This is a genomic window from Suilimivivens sp. (assembly GCF_037359455.1).
GTDB classification, from domain to species: domain Bacteria; phylum Bacillota; class Clostridia; order Lachnospirales; family Lachnospiraceae; genus Suilimivivens; species Suilimivivens aceti.
Map to the genome: position 1 here is coordinate 1 of NZ_JAXXXI010000017.1, position 21,879 is coordinate 21,879.

Genomic DNA, 21,879 nt, shown 5'->3' on the forward strand with positions numbered 1-21,879 from the left:
CATGTAAACTTTAAACTATTTTCCTAGATTATTTCTCCATCAGTTTTTCAAACCATGTATCTACTGCAAAAATAAACTTATCTACATCCTTCCGTTCTGCCAGCATTTCCTGCAAAGATTTATGATGCACATATTTCTCCACATACACCCAGCAGGCAATGCTGCTGACCTCTGTGATGATATCAGCGAATATCTTTTGCATACTCTGCTCTAATCCTGCTACCTCTTCTTTGGAAACGATATCATACAGATCTGGCTTCTGAAATTCACTGTCCCTGCAGTGCTCATGGATCTCATCCATCTCTGACTTTACTTTATTGCGCACGTCTTCCGGAAGTTTCATATACTCCCAAATAAATGAGACCACATCCGCTGAGGTATCTTTTTTCATTGGCGGTAACTGTATGTAATCATTCTTTTTGTCCATGTTCCCATTCTCCTACGAATTTTCTATCTACCATTGAAATAATGGCATCCTCCTCAATCATATATCTGATAATGACAGGGACCTTTGTATATTTCAGTTGCTGTGCTGCATACTTTCTTCTGTGACCTGAAATGATTTCATAAAATCCTTCCGGTCTCGGTCTTACAATCAGAGGATTAAGAATCCCATATTTCTTGATGGATTCCTGTAACTCTTTCATCTGACTGTCTGCCTGTACCTTGAATGGATGATTTTTAAAGTCTCTGAGCCGTTCAATCTCTATCTCAACGACTTTCTCATCTGGATCTCTTTGATCTTCTTTTCGTACTTCCATGTAATCCTCCTTTTCTCCTGGACAAAAAATGCCCAGACTAGACTTGTTACATCTAATCTGAGCATCTATCTTTCTCAGGTCTGAATCGTACAGACAAGAAAACCAAATTTACATCCATTGACAACCCTTTTTCTTCCCTACGCCATATGCCACACATCCGGGTGGAAAATCATAATTTTCAAATGGGTGGCAAAATCTTATTTTGGGTGGATGAAATCCTTCTGTTTTTTCAATTCCGGGTGGAAATTTCCACCCAAGACACAAAAAAAGCAGCAATGATCTCATCAATCATTACTGCTCTGTAAAACGTTCCCAGCGGGAATCGAACCCACAACTAGTGCTTAGGAGGCGCTTGTTATATCCATTTAACTATGGGAACATTTTCATACCTGTTTAGTTTAGCATATTTATGAACCGCTCGCAACAGTAATTTCGCCACTACACACATTCTCTACACATTTTCATTTGGGAAATTAATATAGCCCTGCATCCAGATCATACCCTTGAACCGCCGTCCTACTGCTGGTTCTCCATAGAGATCTTCCTGATTGATGCACATCTCAAAAATAAGATCATTACAATTCAGGGTCATCTGATAGATTTCTTCTCCGGTCATCTTATTTTTAACCAGATTGCAGTCCACGATCTCTGCCAGGATAGAATACTGGTCACATTCCACGCCATAGGGCATGAAATAGGTATCAACCAGACTGAATACATCTTCCTGCTGAATTCTCCTGGAAATGGTCGTATAAGTGTCCATATCCTCCAGAGTCAGACTTTCAATCGCTTCTTCGTCACCTTTTCTGGCAGCATTAATAAGCTGGCTTCTGTTGATCGATGTATTTCTGTTTTTGATCAGATCCTTTTCTGTTTTCATCAGGGGCATCATGATCACCCCATGCGTGGAAAGCGCAGAAAGTGTCAGTGTCGTTCCTTGGACAGGCAGCATCCCGGCATTCTGGACTTTGATATAAGTAACCATATTCTGCAAATAGAAGATCAAAGAAACGCCGATCTTTACATCATCGCAGACTCCGGCATAGCTTTCCTGCGCAGCATGCCGCTCTACAGTCACATCTTCCTCTGAACTGATCATGTTCCCTTTAAAGTAGGGGAAATAGTAGTCAAATGTGAACCTGTCATCTTCATCGAATTCTCCACAGACTGCTATTCCCATCCTCTCGGCAAAATCCATGCCAAAAACAGCAAGAAGCGTCTTTTCTCCGTTGGAAGTATATGCTCTGTCTGTTCCGTTCACCACAATATCTGTCAGGATCTTCTGCAGTTCTTTCCTGTCTTTTATTTTGCTGAAGCCAATCGCTCTCAGATATTTATGCAAGAATTTCACCTCCCATTTTCTTTAATCAGTCTTTAATTTATCTGATTTCCTTCATACCACCCATGTAAGGCTGAAGAACTTCAGGAATCTTCACGCTTCCATCTGCCTGAAGATTATTCTCCAGAAATGCGATCAGCATTCTCGGAGGAGCAACCACTGTATTATTTAATGTATGTGCAAAATACTTTCCGTTTTCGCCATTTACTCTGATCTTCAGCCTTCTTGCCTGTGCATCACCAAGATTAGAACAGCTTCCTACCTCAAAATACTTCTGCTGTCTGGGTGACCATGCTTCTACGTCATAGGACTTCACCTTCAGATCTGCCAGATCTCCGGAACAGCACTCAATAGTTCTTACCGGAATATCCATGGAACGGAACAGATCTACAGTATTCTGCCACAGCTTATCAAACCACATTGCAGAATCCTCCGGCTTGCAGACAACGATCATTTCCTGCTTCTCAAACTGATGGATCCTGTAAACGCCTCTTTCTTCAATACCATGTGCTCCCTTTTCTTTTCTGAAGCAGGGTGAATAGCTGGTAAGTGTCTTGGGAAGCTCTGCCTCGGGAACGATAGTATCGATAAACTTACCGATCATGGAATGCTCACTGGTTCCGATCAGATAAAGATCCTCACCTTCGATCTTATACATCATGGCATCCATTTCTGCAAAGCTCATGACACCGGTTACTACATTGCTTCTGATCATGAAGGGAGGTACACAATAAGTAAATCCTCTGCCAATCATAAAATCTCTTGCATAAGAAATCACTGCCGAATGTAATCTTGCGATATCACCCATCAGATAATAGAATCCGTTTCCGGCTACCTTTCTCGCACTGTCAAGATCAATACCATTAAATCTTTCCATGATTTCTGTATGATATGGAATTTCAAAATCAGGAACAACAGGCTCACCGTATCTGGTAATTTCAACATTTTCCGTATCATCCTTACCGATTGGAACACTGGGATCGATGATATTGGGAATTACCATCATGATCTTTGTTACCTTTTCTTCCAGTTTCTTTTCTTTCTCTTCCAGTTCTACCAGTCTCCTGGCACCTGCAGCAACCTCTGCCTTCCTGGCTTCGGCCTCCTCCTTCTTTCCCTGTGCCATCAACGCTCCGATTTCCTTGGAGAGCTTATTTCTGTTTGCTCTCAGGTCATCTGCTTCCTGCTTTGTCTTTCTGCTTTCCTCATCCAAAGCGATTACCTCATCAACAAGGGGAAGCTTGCTGTCCTGAAACTTCTTCTTGATATTTTCTTTCACTGCCTCAGGATTTTCTCTTAAAAATTTGATGTCTATCATAATAAAGACTCCTCTCTATAAAATACGCTTTTAATATTGTAATGTTATTATGTAACCTATTTTTATTCAAGTACTTTTTCTACAAAAATGCTCGTTTTCTGCGTAAGATCTATGATTCTATCCTCTGCAGATCCATTATCACCCTGGCTTGCTTCCAGTCTGATCACCGGTCTATCCGGGAACCCTTTACTCTGCTTCAGTACTGTTCCCTTCTTTCCATTATTCAGAAGAACCTTGCTTCCTACCGGGTAAACGGCTACAAACTCCAAAAAAATATCTACGATATCTGAATCGAAAGAAACTCCTCTATATGCCTTCAGATATTCTACTGCCTGATAAACCTTTTCTCTCCGATAGCCAATCCCACAGATCATTTCATCAAAAACATCACAAACACTTACAATTCCAATTTCCTTTCGAACCTCTGCCGGTCTGATTGGAAATCCATTTCTGTCTTTTCTTTCATGATGATAAAGAACGATCTGTTTTACCAGACCTGAAATCCAATCCTCATCCTTCAGTGCCACATATCCATACACCGGATGTTTTCGATATTCTGCTGCTTCCGTTTCTGTCATCTCATGAACATTTCTGTTTACATAATTAATTGGAAGATACCTAAGTCCGATATCATGAAGAAGACATCCGGCAGCAATATCATGAACTGTACTTTTGTCAATTTTCATCCGAAGTGCTGTAAGTGTTGCAAGTGAACATACGTTCACTGAATGCTCATAGATATCTGAGCTTCTCTCCTTAATATCATAAATTTTTTCAACGATCCTGTTTTCTTCCAGCACACTCATAATAATATGATCTGCTGTTTCAGACAGTTTCATCAGTTCTTTATTTTTTGAATACAAATGTCTTTCCATGATATGCTTCACTTTATCATGGAACTCATTCTCCAGACTCGTCTTCAGAAGCAGCACTTCATTCTTCTCTTCCAGCTTTTCCTCAATATAAACCTCTGTTATTCCCAGACTGTTTATTTTTGCAATATACTCCGGTCTTAAAACAATTCCTGCTGAAAGAAGTACCTTAAGTTCTGATGTGAGAATATCCTTTGCCAGAATTTCTCCGCCTGTTAATTCTTGTATCTTACAAAGCTTCATCTTACCTCAATTACTCCGATTTACTCTGTTTTTTCCATTGCCATCTCTAATGCCTGTTTTTCTTCTTCACCAAGAGAGATTGCACATTCTCCGTTTATGATTTCTTTTGTATAGGAATAACAACCATCTGCACTGTGTACCGAATTCAGAACAAATCCGTTGTTATTCTCATCCAGAAGGGCAAGACTGAAGCTCAGCTTTCCACCCATCTGATTAAACGCATCATATTTAATTATTCCAATTTTCTGGAAGGTTGATTCCATTCTCTTATATAAAGTATGGATATCTTTTTTATTTTTTTCAATGGATGATTTCAGAAACCGGTTATCCTCAAAGAGACCTGATATTTCATCTTCAAGACTCTTCGCACTCTTACCTGTCATGAACCTTGCATATTTCTTTTTCATTTTAGAAATAGCCCGCATGTTTATAATATTCCATATGATCAACAGAATAATGACTATGAGCATGACAGTAATGACAATTCCCAGATCCAGATTTCCTAATCCCAAACTGCTTAAAAAGGAATTATTCATCTTCTTTTGTACCTTTCTCTGTCAATTTTTTTCTGATATTAATTTTGTCTTGTGAGCATATCAACGAGCTTGTCCAAGTCATCATGGTTGTAGAATTCAATTTCGATTTTTCCTGCACCATTTCCTTTACCGCTAATTGAAACCTTTGTACTCAGTTTTTCTTTCAGTCTGTCCTCAATATCCTGGTAAATAATTTCAAGACTCTTGTCTGTTTCATTTGGTTTTCTTAATTTTGTGGTTGATGGTTTACCAATATTCTTTACCAGCTTTTCTACGTCACGAACACTTAATTTCTCATCAAAAATTTTCTGTGCAATATTATATTGCTCTTCCGGATCCTCAATTCCAATTAAAGCTCTTGCATGACCGGTTGAGATCATGCCATTAATTATCATCTGTTGAACTTCGTCACAGAGCTTAAGCAGACGCATGGAGTTTGTAACAGCAGTTCTGCTCTTAGATACCCTGTCAGCTACCTCGTCCTGTTTCAGGTTAAACTCCGTTAACAGTCTCTTGTATGCCTGTGCTTCTTCAATAGGATTCAGATCCTCTCGCTGAATATTTTCAATCAGGGATATTTCAACAATTTCCTGATCTGTTAGGTTCTTGATTATAACAGGAACCTCTTTTAACCCTGCTTTTTTTGCAGCACGCCATCTTCTCTCTCCGGCTATGATCTCATAATAGCTTTTCCTATCCTGTACAAGGATCGGCTGCAAAAGTCCAAACTGTTTAATAGATTCAGCCAGTTCTTCCAGTGCATCTTCATCAAAATTTTTTCTGGGCTGCTCTCTGTTAGGTTCCACCTTTGTAATATTTACAATCGTTTCTCCTTCCAGCTTCTCTGTCTTTTCCTGCCTTGCCTTAGGTTCCGCCTTTTTGGAACTGACACTACCGAGTGATTCCGGTATTAAAGCATCCAGTCCCTTTCCCAATCCCCTAGCTGCCATACTTTAATCTTCCTTTCTATTTATCACTTCTTCTGCTAATGACATATATGCTTCTGCACCTGCTGATTTTGAATCATACATATTGATCGGTTGTCCATAGCTTGGTGCTTCTGCTAACCTGATATTTCTAGGAATCAATGTTTTAAAAACCTTTTGATTTAGATGACTTTTAACATTTTCAACAACCTGCATAGAAAGATTTGTTCTAGAATCATACATAGTAAATACAACTCCTTCCATATCCAGATCCGGATTCAGTCTTTCTTTAACCAGATTTACTGTATGTATTAACTGGCTTAATCCTTCCAACGCATAATACTCACATTGAATAGGAACAAGAACTGTATCAGCAGTTGTCATAGCATTAATTGTCAACATATTTAAAGAAGGAGGACAATCTATGATAATATAATCATAACTTTCTCTTATCCACTCTACTTCTCTCTTCAGTATAAATTCCTTTCTGTCTACACCTATCAATTCGATCTCGGCAGCTGCCAGATTTACATTGGAAGGAATAATTGATACTCCGGGAATAACATCATTTAAAATACATTCCTTGATAGAGCACTCACTTAAAATCAATTCATATATTGTGTTATCAAGATCATTCTTTTCTACACCAAATCCACTTGTTGTATTTCCCTGAGGATCTGTATCTATTACCAGAACCGATTTTCCTTTCTCAGCCAGAGATGCTGATAAATTGATAGAAGTCGTAGTCTTTCCTACTCCTCCCTTTTGATTTGCGATTGCAATCACTCTTCCCATAATTAGCTTTTTGTCCTTTCTTTTGGTCAGAACTCTTCTCTCTTTTTCAATTTTTCGTACTTTATGATTATATCACTTCTTATTTTTTTATTCTACCGGATTTAAAAACTTGTATTTTTCAATTTTTTAACCCCTATATCTAGTATAGCGTTTTTGATAATAAGCTACATATAATCAATGTTTCACGACCTTTTTTCTTCTGATTTTAATGTTTCACAGGTTCTTACTACTAGATTTTGTATTAAAATGTTTCACGTGAAACATTATCTTGTGTTTTCTTTTTTAGCTTTAGAAATGTTTCACGTGAAACATTATTATTAATCAAAATATCACTTAAAAAGGATCCGATCAATCAGGTCATTTTTCATATATATAGCAAAAAAGAGACATCTACCAGAACCCATGATAGTGTCTCTTCATTAATCATTATCTTCTATTATTAATTTTCATAAAGATTAACAATATTATTCCTGATAGCAAATACTGCAGCCTGTGTTCTATCCGAAGCATCTATCTTTTTAAAGATATTAGAGATATGATTCTTAACCGTTCTTTCACTGATATTCAAATTCACAGCAATTTCTTTATTAAACATACCACAGGCAACCTGTGTAAGGATCTCTACCTCTCTTTTTGTAAGTGATGCAAGCTTTTCCCTATCCATATCCCTGTTGATCAATCTGGAATTAAGAGCAGGAATTAAATTAGGCTGGATATAAGATCCTTCATCAATAACAGCATTAATAGCCTGTTTTAACTCTGCAGATCCGGAATCTTTTAAAATATATCCATTAGCACCAATATCAACTGCCTTTACAAGGTACTCTACCTCACTATGTACTGTCAGTATTAAAACTTTGAGAGGATCATTCTTCTCCTTTAATTCCTTCAATACATCAATTCCATTCATATTCGGCATATTAATATCAAGAAGAAGAATATCGGGTTTTACATTCTTCAATTTTTCAAGACACTCAATTCCATCACTTGCCTCAGCAATTACTTTCATTGATCCATCAAATTCAAGCAGTTGTTTAATACCTTCTCTGATCAAAACATGATCATCTGCAAGCATTACATTAATCATATGTTTTTATTCCTCCAAGATAAGAAAAGCTAAAATTATTAAGATGAAAAATTATAAGGAAAAGAAATAAATATTCTTGTTCCTTCCCCAATATTAGAATTTATCTCAAAGATACCGCCAAGAAGAAATACTCTTTCCTGCATAACTGATATGCCAAAATGTTTATCTGCCGGACAGCCTTCTTCCTTAACGAATCCCTTTCCATTATCAATTACTTTGATAACCAGATGATCATCTGTTTTTTTAATAGATAATTCAACTTTGGAACCTTTGGAGTGTTTTACTGCATTTAACAATGCTTCATGAACTATCCTGTATACTGATACCAAAAATAATTGATAATTCTTCTGATCCTTTTCTACCTTTGTATCAAAAATATCAACATCAGATATAAAAGTAAATTCTGGGTTCTGAGTTTTCAGTGTATCAATCAGATTTTCTATACACTGATTAAAACCAAGATCATCAAAGGACATTGGTCTTAAATCAAACACCGTATCTCTAATCTCATCAATTGCCTTTTTTAGTGTCTGTGAACAGCTTTCCAATTCGAGTTTAGCCTGAATTGGATCTTTATCAATATATAAAGAAGATAATTCCAGACCATGAATTAAATGAGTAAGATTTTGAATAGAAGAGTCATGTAACTCCCTGGCAATTCTTCCTCTTTCCTTTTCCTGCATATCCAGGATAATTAAATGAAGATTACCCTTTGTCTTCTTATGCTCTTCGATTAAAAAAGAAATTCTTTCAATATCTCCTTCTATTTTTCCTATCTTTTTATAATAGGAATCATTATCGATTTCTAATTTATCTTTTTCCTCTCTGACTTCTTTGATTTCTTCCCTATGTAAACTTTCTGCTGTTCTTGGAGAAAAAACTTTAAAATCAGATGCTTCTGTCATAGAATCTAAGAAGGTATCAATTTCTTTAATACGGTTAAGATTTTTAGATAGTTCTTTTTCAATTTTCTTTTTTTCCTGAAGCCTATCTTTTAAAAGCTCATCCAAGGTCTTCAGTTGATCATCATTCATGAGATATTATCCTAATCTAAGAATATAAAAATAATATATTCTATCATATACTAATTTCGACAATAAGAAAAGAAAAATTTTTCTTATACTTACCACAGAACATATAATATGACATTAATGTCATATTTAAGAAATTGGTTCCTTTGAAGGCAGTCCTGCTTTTCTTGGATACTTTCCCGGTGTAGCTGATTTCTTTTTTATAACAAAAAGATTTCTGTAAATATCCGAATCTGGAAGTTCAAAGGTAACCTGATTTTCATACTCGCCGCCAAGAACAGAAATGGCTTTCCCCGAAATCTCAAATTCTTCTGAAACCTTTTCTGACTTATAGGAAATAAATCGGCCATTCTTTTTTACAAAAGGAAGGCAATATTCTGACAGGGTAGCCAGATTGGCAACTGCTCTGGAAACACAGAGATCAAAGCTTTCTCTGTATTCTTTATTTTGGGCAAAATCTTCTGCTCTTCCATGCACGGCAGTAATGTCCGTAAGCTGCAGCTTACTAATCACTTCCTTCAGAAAATTTACTCTTTTATTCAATGAATCCAGGAGAACAACAGAAATATTTGGAAAAACAATTTTCAGAGGAATACCTGGAAATCCTGCCCCCGTTCCTATGTCGATCATTCTGTATTTTTTTTCTCCAAGATCCGGAATAGCACGGATCAAAGAAACACTGTCTGTAAAATGTTTCTTCAATACTTCATCAAAATCTGTAATTGCTGTCAGATTCATAAAAGAATTCCATTCAATGATCATATTGTAATATAAAAGAAACTGCTCTTCCATCTCTGCAGTAAGTTCTATTCCAAACTCATTCAAATCTTTTTTTAACTGTGAAAAATCTTTTTTCAAATTATTCTACCTTATCTTTCCTGTTATATTGTTCCAGATAAACCAGAAGAACAGAAACATCTGCAGGTGATACACCGGAAATCCGGGATGCCTGACCAATTGACATCGGATGAAAGCTTTTCAGCTTCTGTCTTGCTTCAATTCGAAGGCTCGGTACACTGTCATAATCGATATCAGCAGGAATCTTCTTTCTTTCCATCTTTTTAAACTGTTCTACCTGTCGAAGCTGACGTTCAATATATCCTTCATATTTAATTTCAATCTCTACCTGTTCAATTACATCTGCAGGAAGAGAAGGTCTGTCCGGATCAATTTCAGAAAGAATCTCATAGCTAAGCTCCGGTCTGCATACAAGCTCTGCCAGATTACTTCCTGTTTTCAATGTAGAGCTGTTATGTCTTATCAGGAAATCCTGATTTTCCTTAGAAGCACCTACCGTATGCTCCTTCATACGACAGATTTCTTCTTTTATCATCTGTTTCTTTTTCAGAAGTGACTGATACTGCTCTTCACTGATAAGTCCGATCTGATATCCTTTTTCCCGGAGGCGGAGATCTGCATTATCCTGACGGAGAAGAAGTCTGTATTCAGCCCTTGAAGTCATCATTCTGTAAGGTTCATTATTTTCTTTTGTTACAAGGTCGTCGATCAGAACTCCTATGTAGGCTTCCGATCTGTCCAGGATGATCTGCTCTCTCGAAAGAAGAAACATGGCCGCATTCACACCGGCCATAAATCCCTGAACAGCAGCTTCCTCATATCCACTGCTTCCATTCAGCTGACCACCACTGTAGAGTCCTTTCACATCCTTGAAACGTAAAGTAGGATAAAGCTGCTTTGGATTGATACAATCATACTCAATCGCATAGGCATTTCTTACAATCTTGCAATGCTCCAGTCCTGGAACTGTCCGGTACATGGCAAGCTGTACATCCTCCGGCAGTGATGAGGACATACCTCCTACGTACATTTCATTTGTATGGAGTCCCTCCGGCTCCATAAATACCTGATGTCTTTCTTTTTCGGCAAATTTAACAACCTTATCTTCAATTGAAGGGCAGTATCTTGGTCCGGTTCCTTCTATAATTCCTGCATAAATAGGAGATCTGTCCAGGTTTGCCCTGATAATCTCATGCGTTCTTTCATTGGTATAAGTCAGATAACAGGACACCTGGTCAATCTGTACATCCTCCGGATTGGTAGAAAAAGAAAAGGGAACAACTCTCTCATCACCAAACTGTTCTTCCATTTTGGAAAAATCAATACTTCTTCGATCCATCCTGGCAGGTGTTCCTGTTTTAAACCTTCTCATCTCTATACCCATCTCTTCCAGAGAAGCTGTCAGATGAGTCGCTGCCATCAAACCATTAGGCCCTGTATGAGTAATTGCTTCACCACAAAGACATCTTGCATTCAGATAAGTTCCTGTACAGAGTACCACTGCCCTGCATTCATAAATGGCACCAGTAAAGGTTTTCACACCGACAATCTTCTTCGTGGCATTGTCATCAGAATTTGTATTTTCTTCCCAGAGAAGCTCGCAGATTTCTGCCTGTTTGATAGTAAGATGATCCTGGTTCTCCAGAACCTTTCTCATAGCTCTGCTGTATTCTGCTTTATCTGCCTGGGCACGAAGAGAATGAACAGCAGGACCTTTGGAAACATTCAGCATCTTTGACTGAATAAAGGTCTTATCAATATTCTTACCCATCTCTCCGCCAAGTGCATCCAGCTCCCTGACAAGATGTCCCTTGGAGGAACCACCAATATTAGGATTGCAGGGCATCAAAGCAATACTGTCCACACTCACTGTAAAGATAACAGTCTCAAGACCAAGCCTTGCACAGGCAAGCGCTGCCTCACAGCCTGCATGACCGGCACCAACTACACATACATCAACTTTTTCTCTGATACCAGAAGTTTTTAACATGGAAATCTATATCCTCATTTCTTCCTGAAAACAAACTTGAAAACTATTTAACTTCAATGCAGGTAAAATCTTCATTTCTGCGGTTTACAGGCACAGCCCATCTTACTGCATTGGTTAAGATCCTCTGTATCTGCGGATTATAATAAGTAGGATATTCCTCATGTCCCGGCTGGAAATAAAAGATCTTTCCATTTCCTCTTAAAAATACACATCCGCTCCGGAAAACCTCCTGATTGGAAAACCATCCAAGAAATACAATATCATCAGGCTTTGGAATATCAAAATACTCTCCGTACATTTCCTCTTCCTCCAGAAATACAGGTTCTGTAATTCCTTCTGCAATAGGATGAGAGGGATTGATACAGATCAGCTTTTCCCTTTCACCATGCTTCCAGCGCAGTGTCATAGAAGTACCAAGAAGAAGCTTTAACGGTTTGCTGTAATGAGCCGCGTGAAGTGGAATGAACCCCATGCCATTCAAAACATGTCTTTTCACTCTTTCTGCATTTTCATCTGTTACCTTATCATGAGACTGATGGCCCCACCAGAGCAGTACATCTGTATTCTTCAGAATTTCTTCTGTCAGTCCCTGTCCCTCTGACTGCAGAGTCACACATCTGACCTGCATATCCTCATTTTTAGAAAGAAAATCTGAAAGACATACATGAATTCCATCCGGATAAATCTTTTTAACCTCTTCATACATTTTTTCTTCTTCAAATTCATTCCATATTGTTACTCTTATCATAACAGACAATCCTCACAATTTTATCTATTCTGACGGTCATAGGTCATAAACAGAAATTTTTTAAATAAGCTGCTGAGCTTTCCATATCTGATAACTGATCTAAGGATCCAAAATGCTCTATTGATAAATATCCATCATATCCACTTGCAATGATCTGATCCAGAATTTCCTTCATCTGGATACATCCACTTCCTACTGCACAGGAATACATTTTCTTTCCATCAACAGTTTCCTTCGGTTCCTCTCCTTCCTTTGCAGTGAAGCTTCTGTCCTTACAATGGACATGCCGGATCCTGTCAATAAATAGCGGAAGAACTTTCAGGGAATCTTCTCCGCTATAAAGAAAATTACCTGTGTCAAAGGCACAATAAAGATCAGGAATTCTTTTAAAGAAAACAGAAAGCTGTTCTGCAGTGGCAAAAGGCGCTTCCTTTCCATCAAAATCTTCCAGTACGACCATGATATTTCTTCTCTTAGCATATTCACAGATATCCTTAAGAGCCATTATCATTTTATCTAATTTTTTCTGATAAAGAAAGGGGATAAACTCGACTTTCTTCAAAAAACCAGGAATCAGCATTATCCTTCTGATATCATGCTTTTCTGCAAAGTCAACCATTCTCCTTCCATCTTCCACTGTATTCCCATGAGCAAAATCAAAAAATCCATACATGCAGCTTACAGAAAAATCTGCTTCCTTTAAATTTTTGAAAAGAGAAGCTTCTTCCTTTACAGCCCTTTCATAATCAAGCTCTACAGCATCTATGCCAAAGGATCTTACATTTTTATAAATGTTCTTTACTGGTTTAATATGATTCTGCCTTGCCGCCTCTTCAATATGATCATAAAAAACAGCTATTTTCATCTTTTTATCCTTTCTACTTACCCATACAGAATTTGGAAAATATTTCGTTTACAAGATCGTCTGAAACTTCTTCTCCAATAATAGATCCAAGAGAAGTATAAGCGCTCATCAGGTCAATGGAATAAAAATCTTCCGGCATATGATTTTCAATACTTTGCTTTACCTGCTTTAAGCTTTCCAGTGTACGAAGCAATGCTTCCTTATGACGCATATTAGTAATGACCACTTCCTGATCCGGATTGATCTTTCCTTTAAAAAACATGTCCTTTACTGTATTTTCAAAAAGATCAATTCCTGTAGCATCCTTTGTTGAGGTTCTTATCATAACAGAATCCTTTCCTGCCATTTTAAGAAGATCATCCTCTTTAATAACAGAAGGAAGATCTGTTTTATTCAGAAGGATCACTGATTTTTTATCATGGATCATTTCAAAAATCATCTGGTCATTGCCGTCCAGGGGAACCGATGCATCTACTACATAAATAATAAGATCCGCGTCCATGGCTGCCTTTCTGGCTCTTTCCACACCGATTTTTTCCACAGTATCCTCTGTATCACGGATTCCTGCAGTATCAATCACATTCAGGCTGATTCCATGAAGATTGATATTTTCTTCCAGAACATCCCTTGTTGTTCCTGCAATATCCGTAACGATCGCTTTTTCTTCACCGGCAAGAATATTCAGAAGTGAGGACTTTCCGGCATTTGGTTTTCCAACAATGACAGTTTTGATCCCTTCCTTCATGATCCTTCCACTGTCTGCAGACTGTAGTAGGTTATCCACAGCTTTTATTAAAAAATCTGTTTTTATCAACAATTTGTCAGGATAATCCTCAAGACTGATATGTTCAGGATCATCCAGTGCAGATTCTATAAATGCAATCTCATAAATAATATCAGAACGAAGCTGCTTTACCTTCTCTGATACTTTTCCCCGAAGCTGTCCTACTGAGCTTTTCAGTGCCATGTCATTTTTGGAAGAAATCACATCCATAACTGCTTCTGCTTCTGAAAGATCGATCCTTCCATTTAAAAAAGCACGTTTTGTAAATTCACCCGGTTCTGCCAGTCTGGCTCCATTCGTTATCACAAGCTGCAATATCCTGTTCATCACAAGCATACCACCATGGCAGTTAATTTCTACTGTATCTTCAGTTGTGAAGCTTCTTGGACTTTTCATGACACTTACCATAGCTTCATCAACAGTTTCTTCTCCATCCTTAATAAAGCCATAATGAATCGTATGACTTTCTGCATCCTTTATTTTAATATTTTTATTTGCCGGTAAAAAAATTCTCTCAGCTACAGCAAAAGATTCTGATCCGCTGATCCTGATGATTCCAATTCCTGAATTTGTCATACCGGTTGCAATTGCCGCAATTGTATCTGAATTATACATTTTTTTCCTTTTCTATTTAAAAGAAAAAGCCGGGGCAAATATGATATCTGCCCCAGCTTTCAGCGTCTTATTTCTTTAAAGTAACAACAACTCTTCTGAAAGGCTCTTCTCCTTCACTGTGGGTTGTAACATATTTATCATTCTGAAGCGCTGAATGGATGATTCTTCTTTCATAAGGATTCATAGGCTCCAGAGATACACTTCTCTTTGTTCTCTTAACCTTATAAGCAATATTCTTTGCAAGATTTTCAAGAGTCTCTTTTCTTCTCTTTCTGTAATCCTCAGTGTCAACCTTAACTCTTATATATTCTTCAGAATCCTTATTTACAACTAAAGATACCAGATACTGCAGGGAGTCCAGTGTCTGTCCTCTCTTACCGATCAGTACACCCATTTCATCTCCACTCAGCTCGATGTCAATGTTTTTATTCTCTTCATCGTATTTTACATCAACAACAACTGCCATATTCATGGCCTCAAATACATCTTTAAGGAAATCCTTTGCCACATCGGCTACAGAAGATTTTGCCTTTGCTCTGATGATAGCAGGTTTGGCGCCAATTCCTAAAAAGCCTGAAGAACCTTCTTCTACTACTTCATATTCAAGCTTATCACTGGGAACCATCAGCTTCTGGCACGCTTCAGTGATAGCATCATCAACAGTTTTTGCAGAAAATTCAGTAAATTCCATATTTCCTTACCCCCTATTTATTATTCTTTTCGTTATAATCTCTTACCATATTGGCCTTGGCTGCAAGAGAACCAGGCTTTGCATTCTTTGCGTAGCTTCCTATACTGTCCTTTGCTGCCTCATTCTTTTCCTTATCTGAAACAGATTTTACAGCAGCCTTCTGTGTCATTGACTTTTTTGGAGCTGCATTTACATTTCTTGTATTGATCGTTGCATTTTTGTTTAATGTCTTAGGATCAATCCCTGCTTTTTTCAGCTTTTCTTCTCTCTTTGATTCATTTTTCTTAATAATCTCATCAATATCCATCTTATCAATGTGCTTATTGATCACTACCTGCTGGATACTTCTTACAACAGAACCCGCGATCCAGTAAAGTCCCATACCGGCAGGAAGTGTAAAGCAGAAAAATGCTGACATAAGAGGCATCATTGTATTCATCATCTTCATGGACTGTGCCATGGAATCCTGCTGTGCATTTCCACTTGTTCCTGTAGAAGCCTGTGGCATCAGCTTAGTGTTGATCCACTGTGTAAGTGCAGAAAGTACAGGAATGATCACTGCTACGATCAATCCAAGCCACTGAATTCCATCCGGATGATTCCATGCCTGGCTTACCATATAGGAAGGTGAGTTTCCAATATTGATACCAAGGAAATTATTATAAGTATCGATCAGACCTCTTGTGGAATCATTACTTAAGATCAGTTGTCCATTATAAGTAAGATCTGCAAGGTTGTAATGTGCTGAAATCTCACTCATGTCAGAAGAAGAAAGCTTATTCAGTACATCAATGATTCCATTGGAAAGGTTAGTATCCAGACTCTTACTGTACATCTTTACCGCACTGGAAATCGTACTTGTTTCTGAATTTAATAAAAAGCTTCCCTTATCTGTAGCAATAATCTGATCTGCCAGTACACGGAATGTATCTCCGATTTTTGTTACATAAGCAGGCATTGCATAGATAACACGATACAGTGCAAACAGGATAGGCATCTGAATCAGAAGCTGGACACAGCTTCCGGAAGGTGATACACCATACTTAGCATAAACTGCCTGAGTTTCCGCATTCATGGCCATCATGGAATCATTATCTTTTCTGTTCTTGTACTTGGCCTGGATTGCCTGAAGCTCAGGGTTCATCTTGGCAGAAAGCTTACTGAATTTCTGCTGCTTGATCGTAAGAGGCATTAAAAGAAGATATATAACAATGGTGAACAGGATAATGGAAAGACCTACATTGGGAATTCCAATCTTGTCCAGTACAAAGAAAATACCCTCCATAAGATAACCTAATACTTTGGCGATTGGTCCTAAAATAGCACCATCATATGGGGTTAATATAATTCCTGACAAAATTTGCTCCTCCTGATTTATTCTCCTATAGAAGCCTGTCCTTACGGAACCGGATCATAGCCTCCCTTTGAAAAGGGATTGCATCTGATAATCCTCCATAAAGCAAGAAATCCCCCCTTAAAAGCACCATATTTTTCTACAGCCTCAAGTCCATATTCCGAACAGGTAGGAAAGTAAGGGCATTTCGTACTTTTGAGAGGAGAAATATATTTTCTATAGAAAAGAATCAATAAAATCAATATTTTTTTCATTTCATTTTTCAAATATGCGGATCAACACCGTCTACTGCTTCCAGTTTCTTCATATTTATAATATGATGAAGCTTTGCAAGATGTAATAAAGCGCTTTCTGTCTCCTGATAGGTAATGGCAGAAGCACTGTTTCTGGCTATGACTACTATATCTAAACCACTATTAAATATATTTTCCTGTAGTCTGTAACTTTCTCTTATCAATCTTGTTATTCTGTGTCTTATAATACTGTTTCCTACTTTTTTACTGACAGATATTCCCAGTCTGTTTCTCTCTGAATTATTTTCCATTACATACATGACCAAATATTTGTTGGCATAAGATTTGCCATTTCTGTAAACATTCTGGAAATCACAATTTCTTTTTAATGATTCGGAAAACTGCATTATTTTTAAAGACCTCCGTGAAAAAAAAGGCCACATAATGCGGCCTTATGCTGATAATACTTTTCTTCCTTTAGCTCTTCTAGCGGCTAATACTTTTCTTCCACCGGGAGTACTCATTCTGGCTCTGAAACCATGAACCTTTGAACGCTGTCTTGTCTTAGGCTGGAATGTCATCTTCATTACGATACACCTCCTTTACGAAACCTTAATCTATTTTAAGGTAAACAAATATTTGGTTCTTGTGAAAATATCATTTAAGATTATATAAGAAGAAACTGCTTCCGTCAAGAAAAACAGCGCTTTTTTTATCCACAAAGTTATCAACAAAAAATATAGGATATCATCATATCCACAATTTGTGGATAAATTGTGGAAAACTTTGAGGATAAGATTCCCGATTGAAATTTAAACCCTTTTATATTAATATAGTATGTGAGGAAATTTGTTTCTACATTATATTTATATGAGGGAAGTATTATGGATTTTATTGAAAAGAACTGGGATTTAATCAAAGAAACACTGAGAAATGAATATGATCTTTCCGATATTTCCTATAATACATGGGTTAAGCCTCTCTCCTTCCACAGTGTCAGGGATGATGTAGTAACGATCATGATTCCTTCTGATCAGGCACATGCCCTGAAATATATTTCTTCAAAATATAAAAGCTATTTTCAGGTAACCATCTCTGAAATGATGGATCATACCTATGATATTTCCTTTGTTCTGGAATCAGATGTTAATAATAACAATGATGAAATGATGTCCCAGCCGGGTACCGTTTACAATATCAACTATGAAAATGCCAATCTGAATCCAAAATACAGATTCGATACCTTTGTTGTAGGTAATAACAATAAATTCGCACATTCCGCTTCTCTTGCTGTAGCAGAATCACCCGGAGAAGCTTATAACCCTCTTTATTTATACGGAGGTCCCGGACTTGGCAAAACTCACCTTATGCATTCTATCGGACATTTTGTTCTTGATCAGAATCCTGATAGAAAGGTTCTTTATGTTACCTCTGAGCAGTTCACCAACGAAGTTATTGAATCTATCCGTAGTGGTAACGCTGCAAAAATGAACAAATTCAGGGAAAAGTACAGGACAGTAGATGTGCTTCTGATCGACGACGTACAGTTCATAATAGGAAAGGAAAGTACACAGGAAGAATTTTTCCACACCTTCAATGTACTGCATTCCGCCGGCAAACAGATCATCCTTTCCTCTGATAAGCCTCCAAAGGAGCTGGAAACTCTGGAAGAACGCTTTCGTTCCCGCTTCGAATGGGGACTGATTGCCGATATACAGCCGCCTGACTATGAAACCAGGATGGCTATTCTGAAGAAAAATGCAGAGAATTATAATAAGGTAATAAGCGAAGATATATTTGACTATATTGCCACAAATATTAAATCAAACATAAGAGAACTGGAGGGTGCCTACAATAAAGTAATTGCCTATTCCAGATTAAATAATGTAGAGATTACACTGGACAATGTAAAGGAAGCCCTGAAGGATATTATCTCACCGGATGCCTCCAGACAGGTAACACCTCAGCTTATTATCAATATAGTAGCAGAGCATTTTGGAATCAAACCGGAGGATATCGTATCCAAAAGAAGAAACTCTGAATTTGTTCTTCCAAGGCAGATCTGTATGTACCTTTGCCGTATGCTTCTTGATGAATCTCTGCAAAGTATTGCTAAATCACTGAATAAGAAAGATCATACGACAGTTATCCACGGAATTGACAAAATTACTGAGGATATCAAGACGAATGAAGAGCTTAAAAACAGAATTGATGTCATTATGAAAAAAATCAATCCTGCTTAGATGTGAATAATTAAGGGTTTATCCTCACCTTAAAAATGATTATCCCCACGGTTATCATTTCAATTTTTCCTGAAAAATAGTATAATAAAGAGGTTATACACATATTAGCATCTACTACTATTTATATTACTAAATTATTTATATATAAATAACTTAAAGCCTGTCACATTTATCAACATCTCTTGGAAAGGAAGTTATACACAAATGAAATTAATATGCAGTAAATCTAATCTATTAAATGGAGTAAATATTGTAGCAAAAGCAGTTCCTAACAAAACAACGATGTCAATTCTTGAATGTATCCTGATCGATGCAACAGGAAGTGAAATAAAGCTTCTTGCCAATGATATGGAGCTTGGAATTGAGACTGTTGTTGAAGGAGAGATCCTTGAAAAAGGACAGATAGCACTTGATGCAAAGATTTTCCTTGATATTGTAAGAAAGCTTCCTGACAATGATATTACGATTGTTACAGATTCTTCTCTTAAGACAAACATTACATGTGAGAAAGCAAAATTTACCATTATTGGTAAATCAGGTGATGATTTCTCTTATCTTCCTTCCATTGAAAGAATTGATTCCATTGTATTATCTCAGTTCACACTTAAGGAAGTAATCAGACAGACGATATTCTCCATTGCGGATAATGATAATAACAAGTTAATGACAGGTGAACTATTTGAAATTGATGGTGATATACTGAAAGTGGTATCTTTGGATGGACATCGTATTTCTATCCGTAAGATTATTCTCAAGAATCATTATCCTTCCAGAAAGGTTGTTGTTCCGGGTAAGACATTGAATGAGATCAGTAAAATCCTTTCCGGAGATATGGATAAGGACGTTTCTATATTCTTTACAGGTAAACATATTGTATTTGAGTTTGACAAGACAGTTGTTGTTTCAAGACTTATTGAAGGGGAATATTTTAAGATTGACCAGATGCTTTCCAGTGATTATGAAACAAAGGTTACTGTGAATAAAAAGGAGCTTCTGGAATGTATTGACAGAGCAACTCTTCTCGTGAAGGAAGGGGACAAGAAACCTATCATCATCAGTATTTCTGACGGAAATATGGAGCTGAAAATAAATTCCACAGTAGGAAGCATGGATGAGGAAATTGATATTATCAAGCAGGGAAAGGATATAATGATAGGATTCAATCCAAAGTTTATGATAGATGCCCTGAAGGTCATCGATGATGAGGAAATTGATATCTATCTTGTAAATCCCAAGGCTCCCTGCTTTATCAGGGATATCAAGGAGAAATATATTTATCTGATCCTGCCTGTCAACTTCACTACAGTTGCATGATCAGTAAAAGTTTAGGGTAAAAGAAAATGGAAATAATTAAATTAAAAGAAGAATATATAAAGCTTGGGCAGGCCCTGAAGGCTGCAGGACTTGTAGAATCAGGAGTAGATGCCAAGTTTGCTGTTCAGGATGGTCTTGTAAAGGTAAATGGTCAGGTCGAAACACAAAGGGGAAAGAAGCTTGTTGAAGGAGATATTGTAGAATACGACGGAAACAGTATCAAAATTACAGGTTAGGGAAAGACATGATCATAAAATCACTGGAGCTTGCAAATTTCAGAAATTATGAAGAGCTGAATATCAGCTTTGATAAGGGTACCAATATTCTTTATGGGGATAATGCCCAGGGAAAAACCAATATTCTGGAAGCTATTTATGTATCTGCTACGACGAAGTCCCATAAAGGAAGCAAGGACAAGGAAATTATAAATTTCGATAAAGAGGAAGCACATATCAGAACCTATCTTGAGAAGGAAAATGTAGAGACAAGGGTGGATATGCATCTTCGAAAAAATAAATCAAAGGGAATTGCCATTGATGGGCAGAAAATTAAGAAAGCCGCAGATTTAATGGGGCTTCTTAATGTAGTTTTCTTTTCTCCTGAGGATTTAAGCATCATCAAGGATGGACCGGCTGAAAGAAGAAGATTTGCTGATATGGAGCTATGCCAGCTCGATAGCTTTTATCTTTACAATCTGAATCATTATAACAAGATCATAGGTCAGAGAAATAAGCTTCTGAAGGATATGTATTTCCAGCCGGAATTAAAGGAAACCCTGAATATATGGGATTCCCAGCTTGTTTCCTTTGGAAGTAAGATTATTGAAAGAAGAGAACAGTTTGTAAAACAGCTTGGTGATATTATCTTTGACATACATAAAAAGCTGTCTGGTGGAAAAGAAGAGCTTGTGATTGCTTATGAACCGGATGTCAGTATAGAAGATTTTGAGAAACAGATGAAATATAACCAGGATAAGGATATCAGGCTGAAGCAGACAACGACAGGTCCTCATAGGGATGATTTTTCTTTTGTTGTAAATGGAGTGGATATCAGAAAATACGGATCACAGGGTCAGCAGAGAACAGCTGCCTTATCTCTGAAATTATCAGAAATTGAACTAGTAAAGAAAATCAGCAAGGATACACCGGTTCTTCTGCTTGATGATGTATTGTCAGAGCTTGACAGTAACAGACAGAATTATCTGCTTAACAGTATAGGTAATATACAGACGATCATTAGCTGTACCGGTCTTGATGAATTTATTAATAACCGCTTCGAGATCAACAAGATCTTTAAGGTTACAAATGGAACAGTGAATTGTGAAAATTAGCGTAAG

General features: G+C 37.3%; 23 protein-coding genes, 1 tRNA gene and 1 pseudogene. 4 read left to right on the forward strand and 21 right to left on the reverse strand.

Going from position 1 to position 21,879, the window contains the following annotated elements; all coding sequences use genetic code 11:
- Positions 1-28: 28 nt before the first annotated feature.
- The 21 genes and pseudogenes from WJQ40_RS02220 to rpmH form a co-directional block, all read right to left on the reverse strand.
- Positions 29-427 (reverse strand): hypothetical protein, encoded by a 399-nt coding sequence (locus WJQ40_RS02220; RefSeq protein ID WP_262574354.1) that lies wholly within the window; start codon positions 425-427, stop codon positions 29-31.
- A 25-nt stretch (positions 428-452) separates the two neighbouring features.
- Positions 453-761 (reverse strand): annotated as a pseudogene (locus WJQ40_RS02225) (ParB N-terminal domain-containing protein); the annotation flags it as partial.
- Positions 762-1,068: 307 nt separating this feature from the next.
- Positions 1,069-1,140: transfer RNA gene (locus WJQ40_RS02230), tRNA-Arg, on the reverse strand.
- 72 nt (positions 1,141-1,212) lie between these two features.
- The gene (locus tag WJQ40_RS02235; RefSeq protein WP_337405533.1) at positions 1,213-2,112 is read right to left on the reverse strand and encodes a DUF3881 family protein; all 900 of its coding nucleotides are present in this window, start codon (positions 2,110-2,112) and stop codon (positions 1,213-1,215) included.
- Between the two features lie 28 nt (positions 2,113-2,140).
- Complete coding sequence (gene serS, locus WJQ40_RS02240; protein ID WP_262574358.1) at positions 2,141-3,418, reverse strand: serine--tRNA ligase; 1,278 nt, start codon at positions 3,416-3,418, stop codon at positions 2,141-2,143.
- 62 nt (positions 3,419-3,480) lie between these two features.
- The gene (locus WJQ40_RS02245; RefSeq protein WP_337537754.1) at positions 3,481-4,533 is read right to left on the reverse strand and encodes an HD domain-containing phosphohydrolase; all 1,053 of its coding nucleotides are present in this window, start codon (positions 4,531-4,533) and stop codon (positions 3,481-3,483) included.
- Between the two features lie 20 nt (positions 4,534-4,553).
- Positions 4,554-5,069 carry a DUF4446 family protein gene (locus tag WJQ40_RS02250; protein WP_118798447.1) on the reverse strand — a complete coding sequence of 172 codons (516 nt, stop codon included), beginning with the start codon at positions 5,067-5,069 and terminating at the stop codon, positions 4,554-4,556.
- Positions 5,070-5,107: 38 nt separating this feature from the next.
- A complete protein-coding gene (locus WJQ40_RS02255) occupies positions 5,108-6,019 on the reverse strand; it encodes a ParB/RepB/Spo0J family partition protein (RefSeq protein ID WP_262574360.1) in 912 nt (303 codons plus the stop codon).
- A 3-nt stretch (positions 6,020-6,022) separates the two neighbouring features.
- Positions 6,023-6,790 carry an AAA family ATPase gene (locus tag WJQ40_RS02260; RefSeq protein WP_118798449.1) on the reverse strand — a complete coding sequence of 256 codons (768 nt, stop codon included), beginning with the start codon at positions 6,788-6,790 and terminating at the stop codon, positions 6,023-6,025.
- A 439-nt stretch (positions 6,791-7,229) separates the two neighbouring features.
- Positions 7,230-7,877: a response regulator transcription factor gene (locus WJQ40_RS02265; protein ID WP_262574362.1), complete on the reverse strand. Its 648-nt coding sequence runs from the start codon at positions 7,875-7,877 to the stop codon at positions 7,230-7,232.
- 38 nt (positions 7,878-7,915) lie between these two features.
- Positions 7,916-8,911, reverse strand: coding sequence for a sensor histidine kinase (locus tag WJQ40_RS02270; RefSeq protein ID WP_262574363.1), 996 nt, complete (start codon positions 8,909-8,911; stop codon positions 7,916-7,918).
- A 126-nt stretch (positions 8,912-9,037) separates the two neighbouring features.
- A complete protein-coding gene (rsmG, locus tag WJQ40_RS02275) occupies positions 9,038-9,766 on the reverse strand; it encodes a 16S rRNA (guanine(527)-N(7))-methyltransferase RsmG (RefSeq protein ID WP_337537755.1) in 729 nt (242 codons plus the stop codon).
- 1 nt (position 9,767) lies between these two features.
- The gene (mnmG, locus tag WJQ40_RS02280) at positions 9,768-11,696 is read right to left on the reverse strand and encodes a tRNA uridine-5-carboxymethylaminomethyl(34) synthesis enzyme MnmG (RefSeq protein ID WP_337537756.1); all 1,929 of its coding nucleotides are present in this window, start codon (positions 11,694-11,696) and stop codon (positions 9,768-9,770) included.
- A gap of 43 nt (positions 11,697-11,739) precedes the next feature.
- On the reverse strand, positions 11,740-12,444 hold the full coding sequence (locus WJQ40_RS02285) for a ThuA domain-containing protein (protein ID WP_118798454.1): 705 nt from the start codon (positions 12,442-12,444) through the stop codon (positions 11,740-11,742).
- Between the two features lie 43 nt (positions 12,445-12,487).
- Positions 12,488-13,309, reverse strand: a complete 822-nt coding sequence (locus tag WJQ40_RS02290; RefSeq protein ID WP_337537757.1) for a sugar phosphate isomerase/epimerase — start codon at positions 13,307-13,309, stop codon at positions 12,488-12,490.
- Between the two features lie 13 nt (positions 13,310-13,322).
- Positions 13,323-14,708 carry a tRNA uridine-5-carboxymethylaminomethyl(34) synthesis GTPase MnmE gene (gene mnmE / locus WJQ40_RS02295; RefSeq protein WP_337537758.1) on the reverse strand — a complete coding sequence of 462 codons (1,386 nt, stop codon included), beginning with the start codon at positions 14,706-14,708 and terminating at the stop codon, positions 13,323-13,325.
- Between the two features lie 67 nt (positions 14,709-14,775).
- Positions 14,776-15,399, reverse strand: coding sequence for an RNA-binding cell elongation regulator Jag/EloR (jag, locus tag WJQ40_RS02300; protein WP_262574370.1), 624 nt, complete (start codon positions 15,397-15,399; stop codon positions 14,776-14,778).
- 13 nt (positions 15,400-15,412) lie between these two features.
- A complete protein-coding gene (locus WJQ40_RS02305) occupies positions 15,413-16,756 on the reverse strand; it encodes a YidC/Oxa1 family membrane protein insertase (RefSeq protein ID WP_262574371.1) in 1,344 nt (447 codons plus the stop codon).
- 41 nt (positions 16,757-16,797) lie between these two features.
- Positions 16,798-17,007, reverse strand: a complete 210-nt coding sequence (yidD, locus tag WJQ40_RS02310) for a membrane protein insertion efficiency factor YidD (RefSeq protein WP_118798593.1) — start codon at positions 17,005-17,007, stop codon at positions 16,798-16,800.
- 8 nt (positions 17,008-17,015) lie between these two features.
- Positions 17,016-17,393 (reverse strand): ribonuclease P protein component, encoded by a 378-nt coding sequence (gene rnpA / locus WJQ40_RS02315; protein WP_262574372.1) that lies wholly within the window; start codon positions 17,391-17,393, stop codon positions 17,016-17,018.
- A 45-nt stretch (positions 17,394-17,438) separates the two neighbouring features.
- Complete coding sequence (gene rpmH / locus WJQ40_RS02320; protein WP_118798459.1) at positions 17,439-17,573, reverse strand: 50S ribosomal protein L34; 135 nt, start codon at positions 17,571-17,573, stop codon at positions 17,439-17,441.
- 297 nt (positions 17,574-17,870) lie between these two features.
- On the opposite strand from rpmH, the gene dnaA reads away from it, so the two are divergent.
- The 4 genes from dnaA (at position 17,871) to recF (ending at position 21,873) form a co-directional block, all read left to right on the forward strand.
- Positions 17,871-19,229, forward strand: coding sequence for a chromosomal replication initiator protein DnaA (gene dnaA / locus WJQ40_RS02325; protein WP_118798460.1), 1,359 nt, complete (start codon positions 17,871-17,873; stop codon positions 19,227-19,229).
- A gap of 204 nt (positions 19,230-19,433) precedes the next feature.
- On the forward strand, positions 19,434-20,543 hold the full coding sequence (gene dnaN, locus WJQ40_RS02330; RefSeq protein WP_337537759.1) for a DNA polymerase III subunit beta: 1,110 nt from the start codon (positions 19,434-19,436) through the stop codon (positions 20,541-20,543).
- Between the two features lie 26 nt (positions 20,544-20,569).
- Positions 20,570-20,779 (forward strand): RNA-binding S4 domain-containing protein, encoded by a 210-nt coding sequence (locus WJQ40_RS02335; RefSeq protein WP_118798462.1) that lies wholly within the window; start codon positions 20,570-20,572, stop codon positions 20,777-20,779.
- 8 nt (positions 20,780-20,787) lie between these two features.
- Entirely contained in the window at positions 20,788-21,873 is a 1,086-nt protein-coding gene (recF, locus tag WJQ40_RS02340) for a DNA replication/repair protein RecF (protein ID WP_262574377.1), read from the forward strand.
- Positions 21,874-21,879 lie beyond the last annotated feature (6 nt).

Bases quoted from the DNA above. Each gene is read 5' to 3' on its own strand.
- WJQ40_RS02220 (WP_262574354.1), bottom strand. From the start codon at position 427: ATGGACAAAAAGAATGATTACATACAGTTACCGCCAATGAAAAAAGAT.
- serS (WP_262574358.1), bottom strand. From the start codon at position 3,418: ATGATAGACATCAAATTTTTAAGAGAAAATCCTGAGGCAGTGAAAGAA.
- WJQ40_RS02245 (WP_337537754.1), bottom strand. From the start codon at position 4,533: ATGAAGCTTTGTAAGATACAAGAATTAACAGGCGGAGAAATTCTGGCA.
- WJQ40_RS02250 (WP_118798447.1), bottom strand. From the start codon at position 5,069: ATGAATAATTCCTTTTTAAGCAGTTTGGGATTAGGAAATCTGGATCTG.
- WJQ40_RS02255 (WP_262574360.1), bottom strand. From the start codon at position 6,019: ATGGCAGCTAGGGGATTGGGAAAGGGACTGGATGCTTTAATACCGGAA.
- WJQ40_RS02260 (WP_118798449.1), bottom strand. From the start codon at position 6,790: ATGGGAAGAGTGATTGCAATCGCAAATCAAAAGGGAGGAGTAGGAAAG.
- WJQ40_RS02265 (WP_262574362.1), bottom strand. From the start codon at position 7,877: ATGATTAATGTAATGCTTGCAGATGATCATGTTTTGATCAGAGAAGGT.
- WJQ40_RS02270 (WP_262574363.1), bottom strand. From the start codon at position 8,911: ATGAATGATGATCAACTGAAGACCTTGGATGAGCTTTTAAAAGATAGG.
- mnmG (WP_337537756.1), bottom strand. From the start codon at position 11,696: ATGTTAAAAACTTCTGGTATCAGAGAAAAAGTTGATGTATGTGTAGTT.
- WJQ40_RS02285 (WP_118798454.1), bottom strand. From the start codon at position 12,444: ATGATAAGAGTAACAATATGGAATGAATTTGAAGAAGAAAAAATGTAT.
- WJQ40_RS02290 (WP_337537757.1), bottom strand. From the start codon at position 13,309: ATGAAAATAGCTGTTTTTTATGATCATATTGAAGAGGCGGCAAGGCAG.
- mnmE (WP_337537758.1), bottom strand. From the start codon at position 14,708: ATGTATAATTCAGATACAATTGCGGCAATTGCAACCGGTATGACAAAT.
- jag (WP_262574370.1), bottom strand. From the start codon at position 15,399: ATGGAATTTACTGAATTTTCTGCAAAAACTGTTGATGATGCTATCACT.
- yidD (WP_118798593.1), bottom strand. From the start codon at position 17,007: ATGAAAAAAATATTGATTTTATTGATTCTTTTCTATAGAAAATATATT.
- rnpA (WP_262574372.1), bottom strand. From the start codon at position 17,393: ATGCAGTTTTCCGAATCATTAAAAAGAAATTGTGATTTCCAGAATGTT.
- rpmH (WP_118798459.1), bottom strand. From the start codon at position 17,573: ATGAAGATGACATTCCAGCCTAAGACAAGACAGCGTTCAAAGGTTCAT.
- dnaA (WP_118798460.1), top strand. From the start codon at position 17,871: ATGGATTTTATTGAAAAGAACTGGGATTTAATCAAAGAAACACTGAGA.
- dnaN (WP_337537759.1), top strand. From the start codon at position 19,434: ATGAAATTAATATGCAGTAAATCTAATCTATTAAATGGAGTAAATATT.
- WJQ40_RS02335 (WP_118798462.1), top strand. From the start codon at position 20,570: ATGGAAATAATTAAATTAAAAGAAGAATATATAAAGCTTGGGCAGGCC.
- recF (WP_262574377.1), top strand. From the start codon at position 20,788: ATGATCATAAAATCACTGGAGCTTGCAAATTTCAGAAATTATGAAGAG.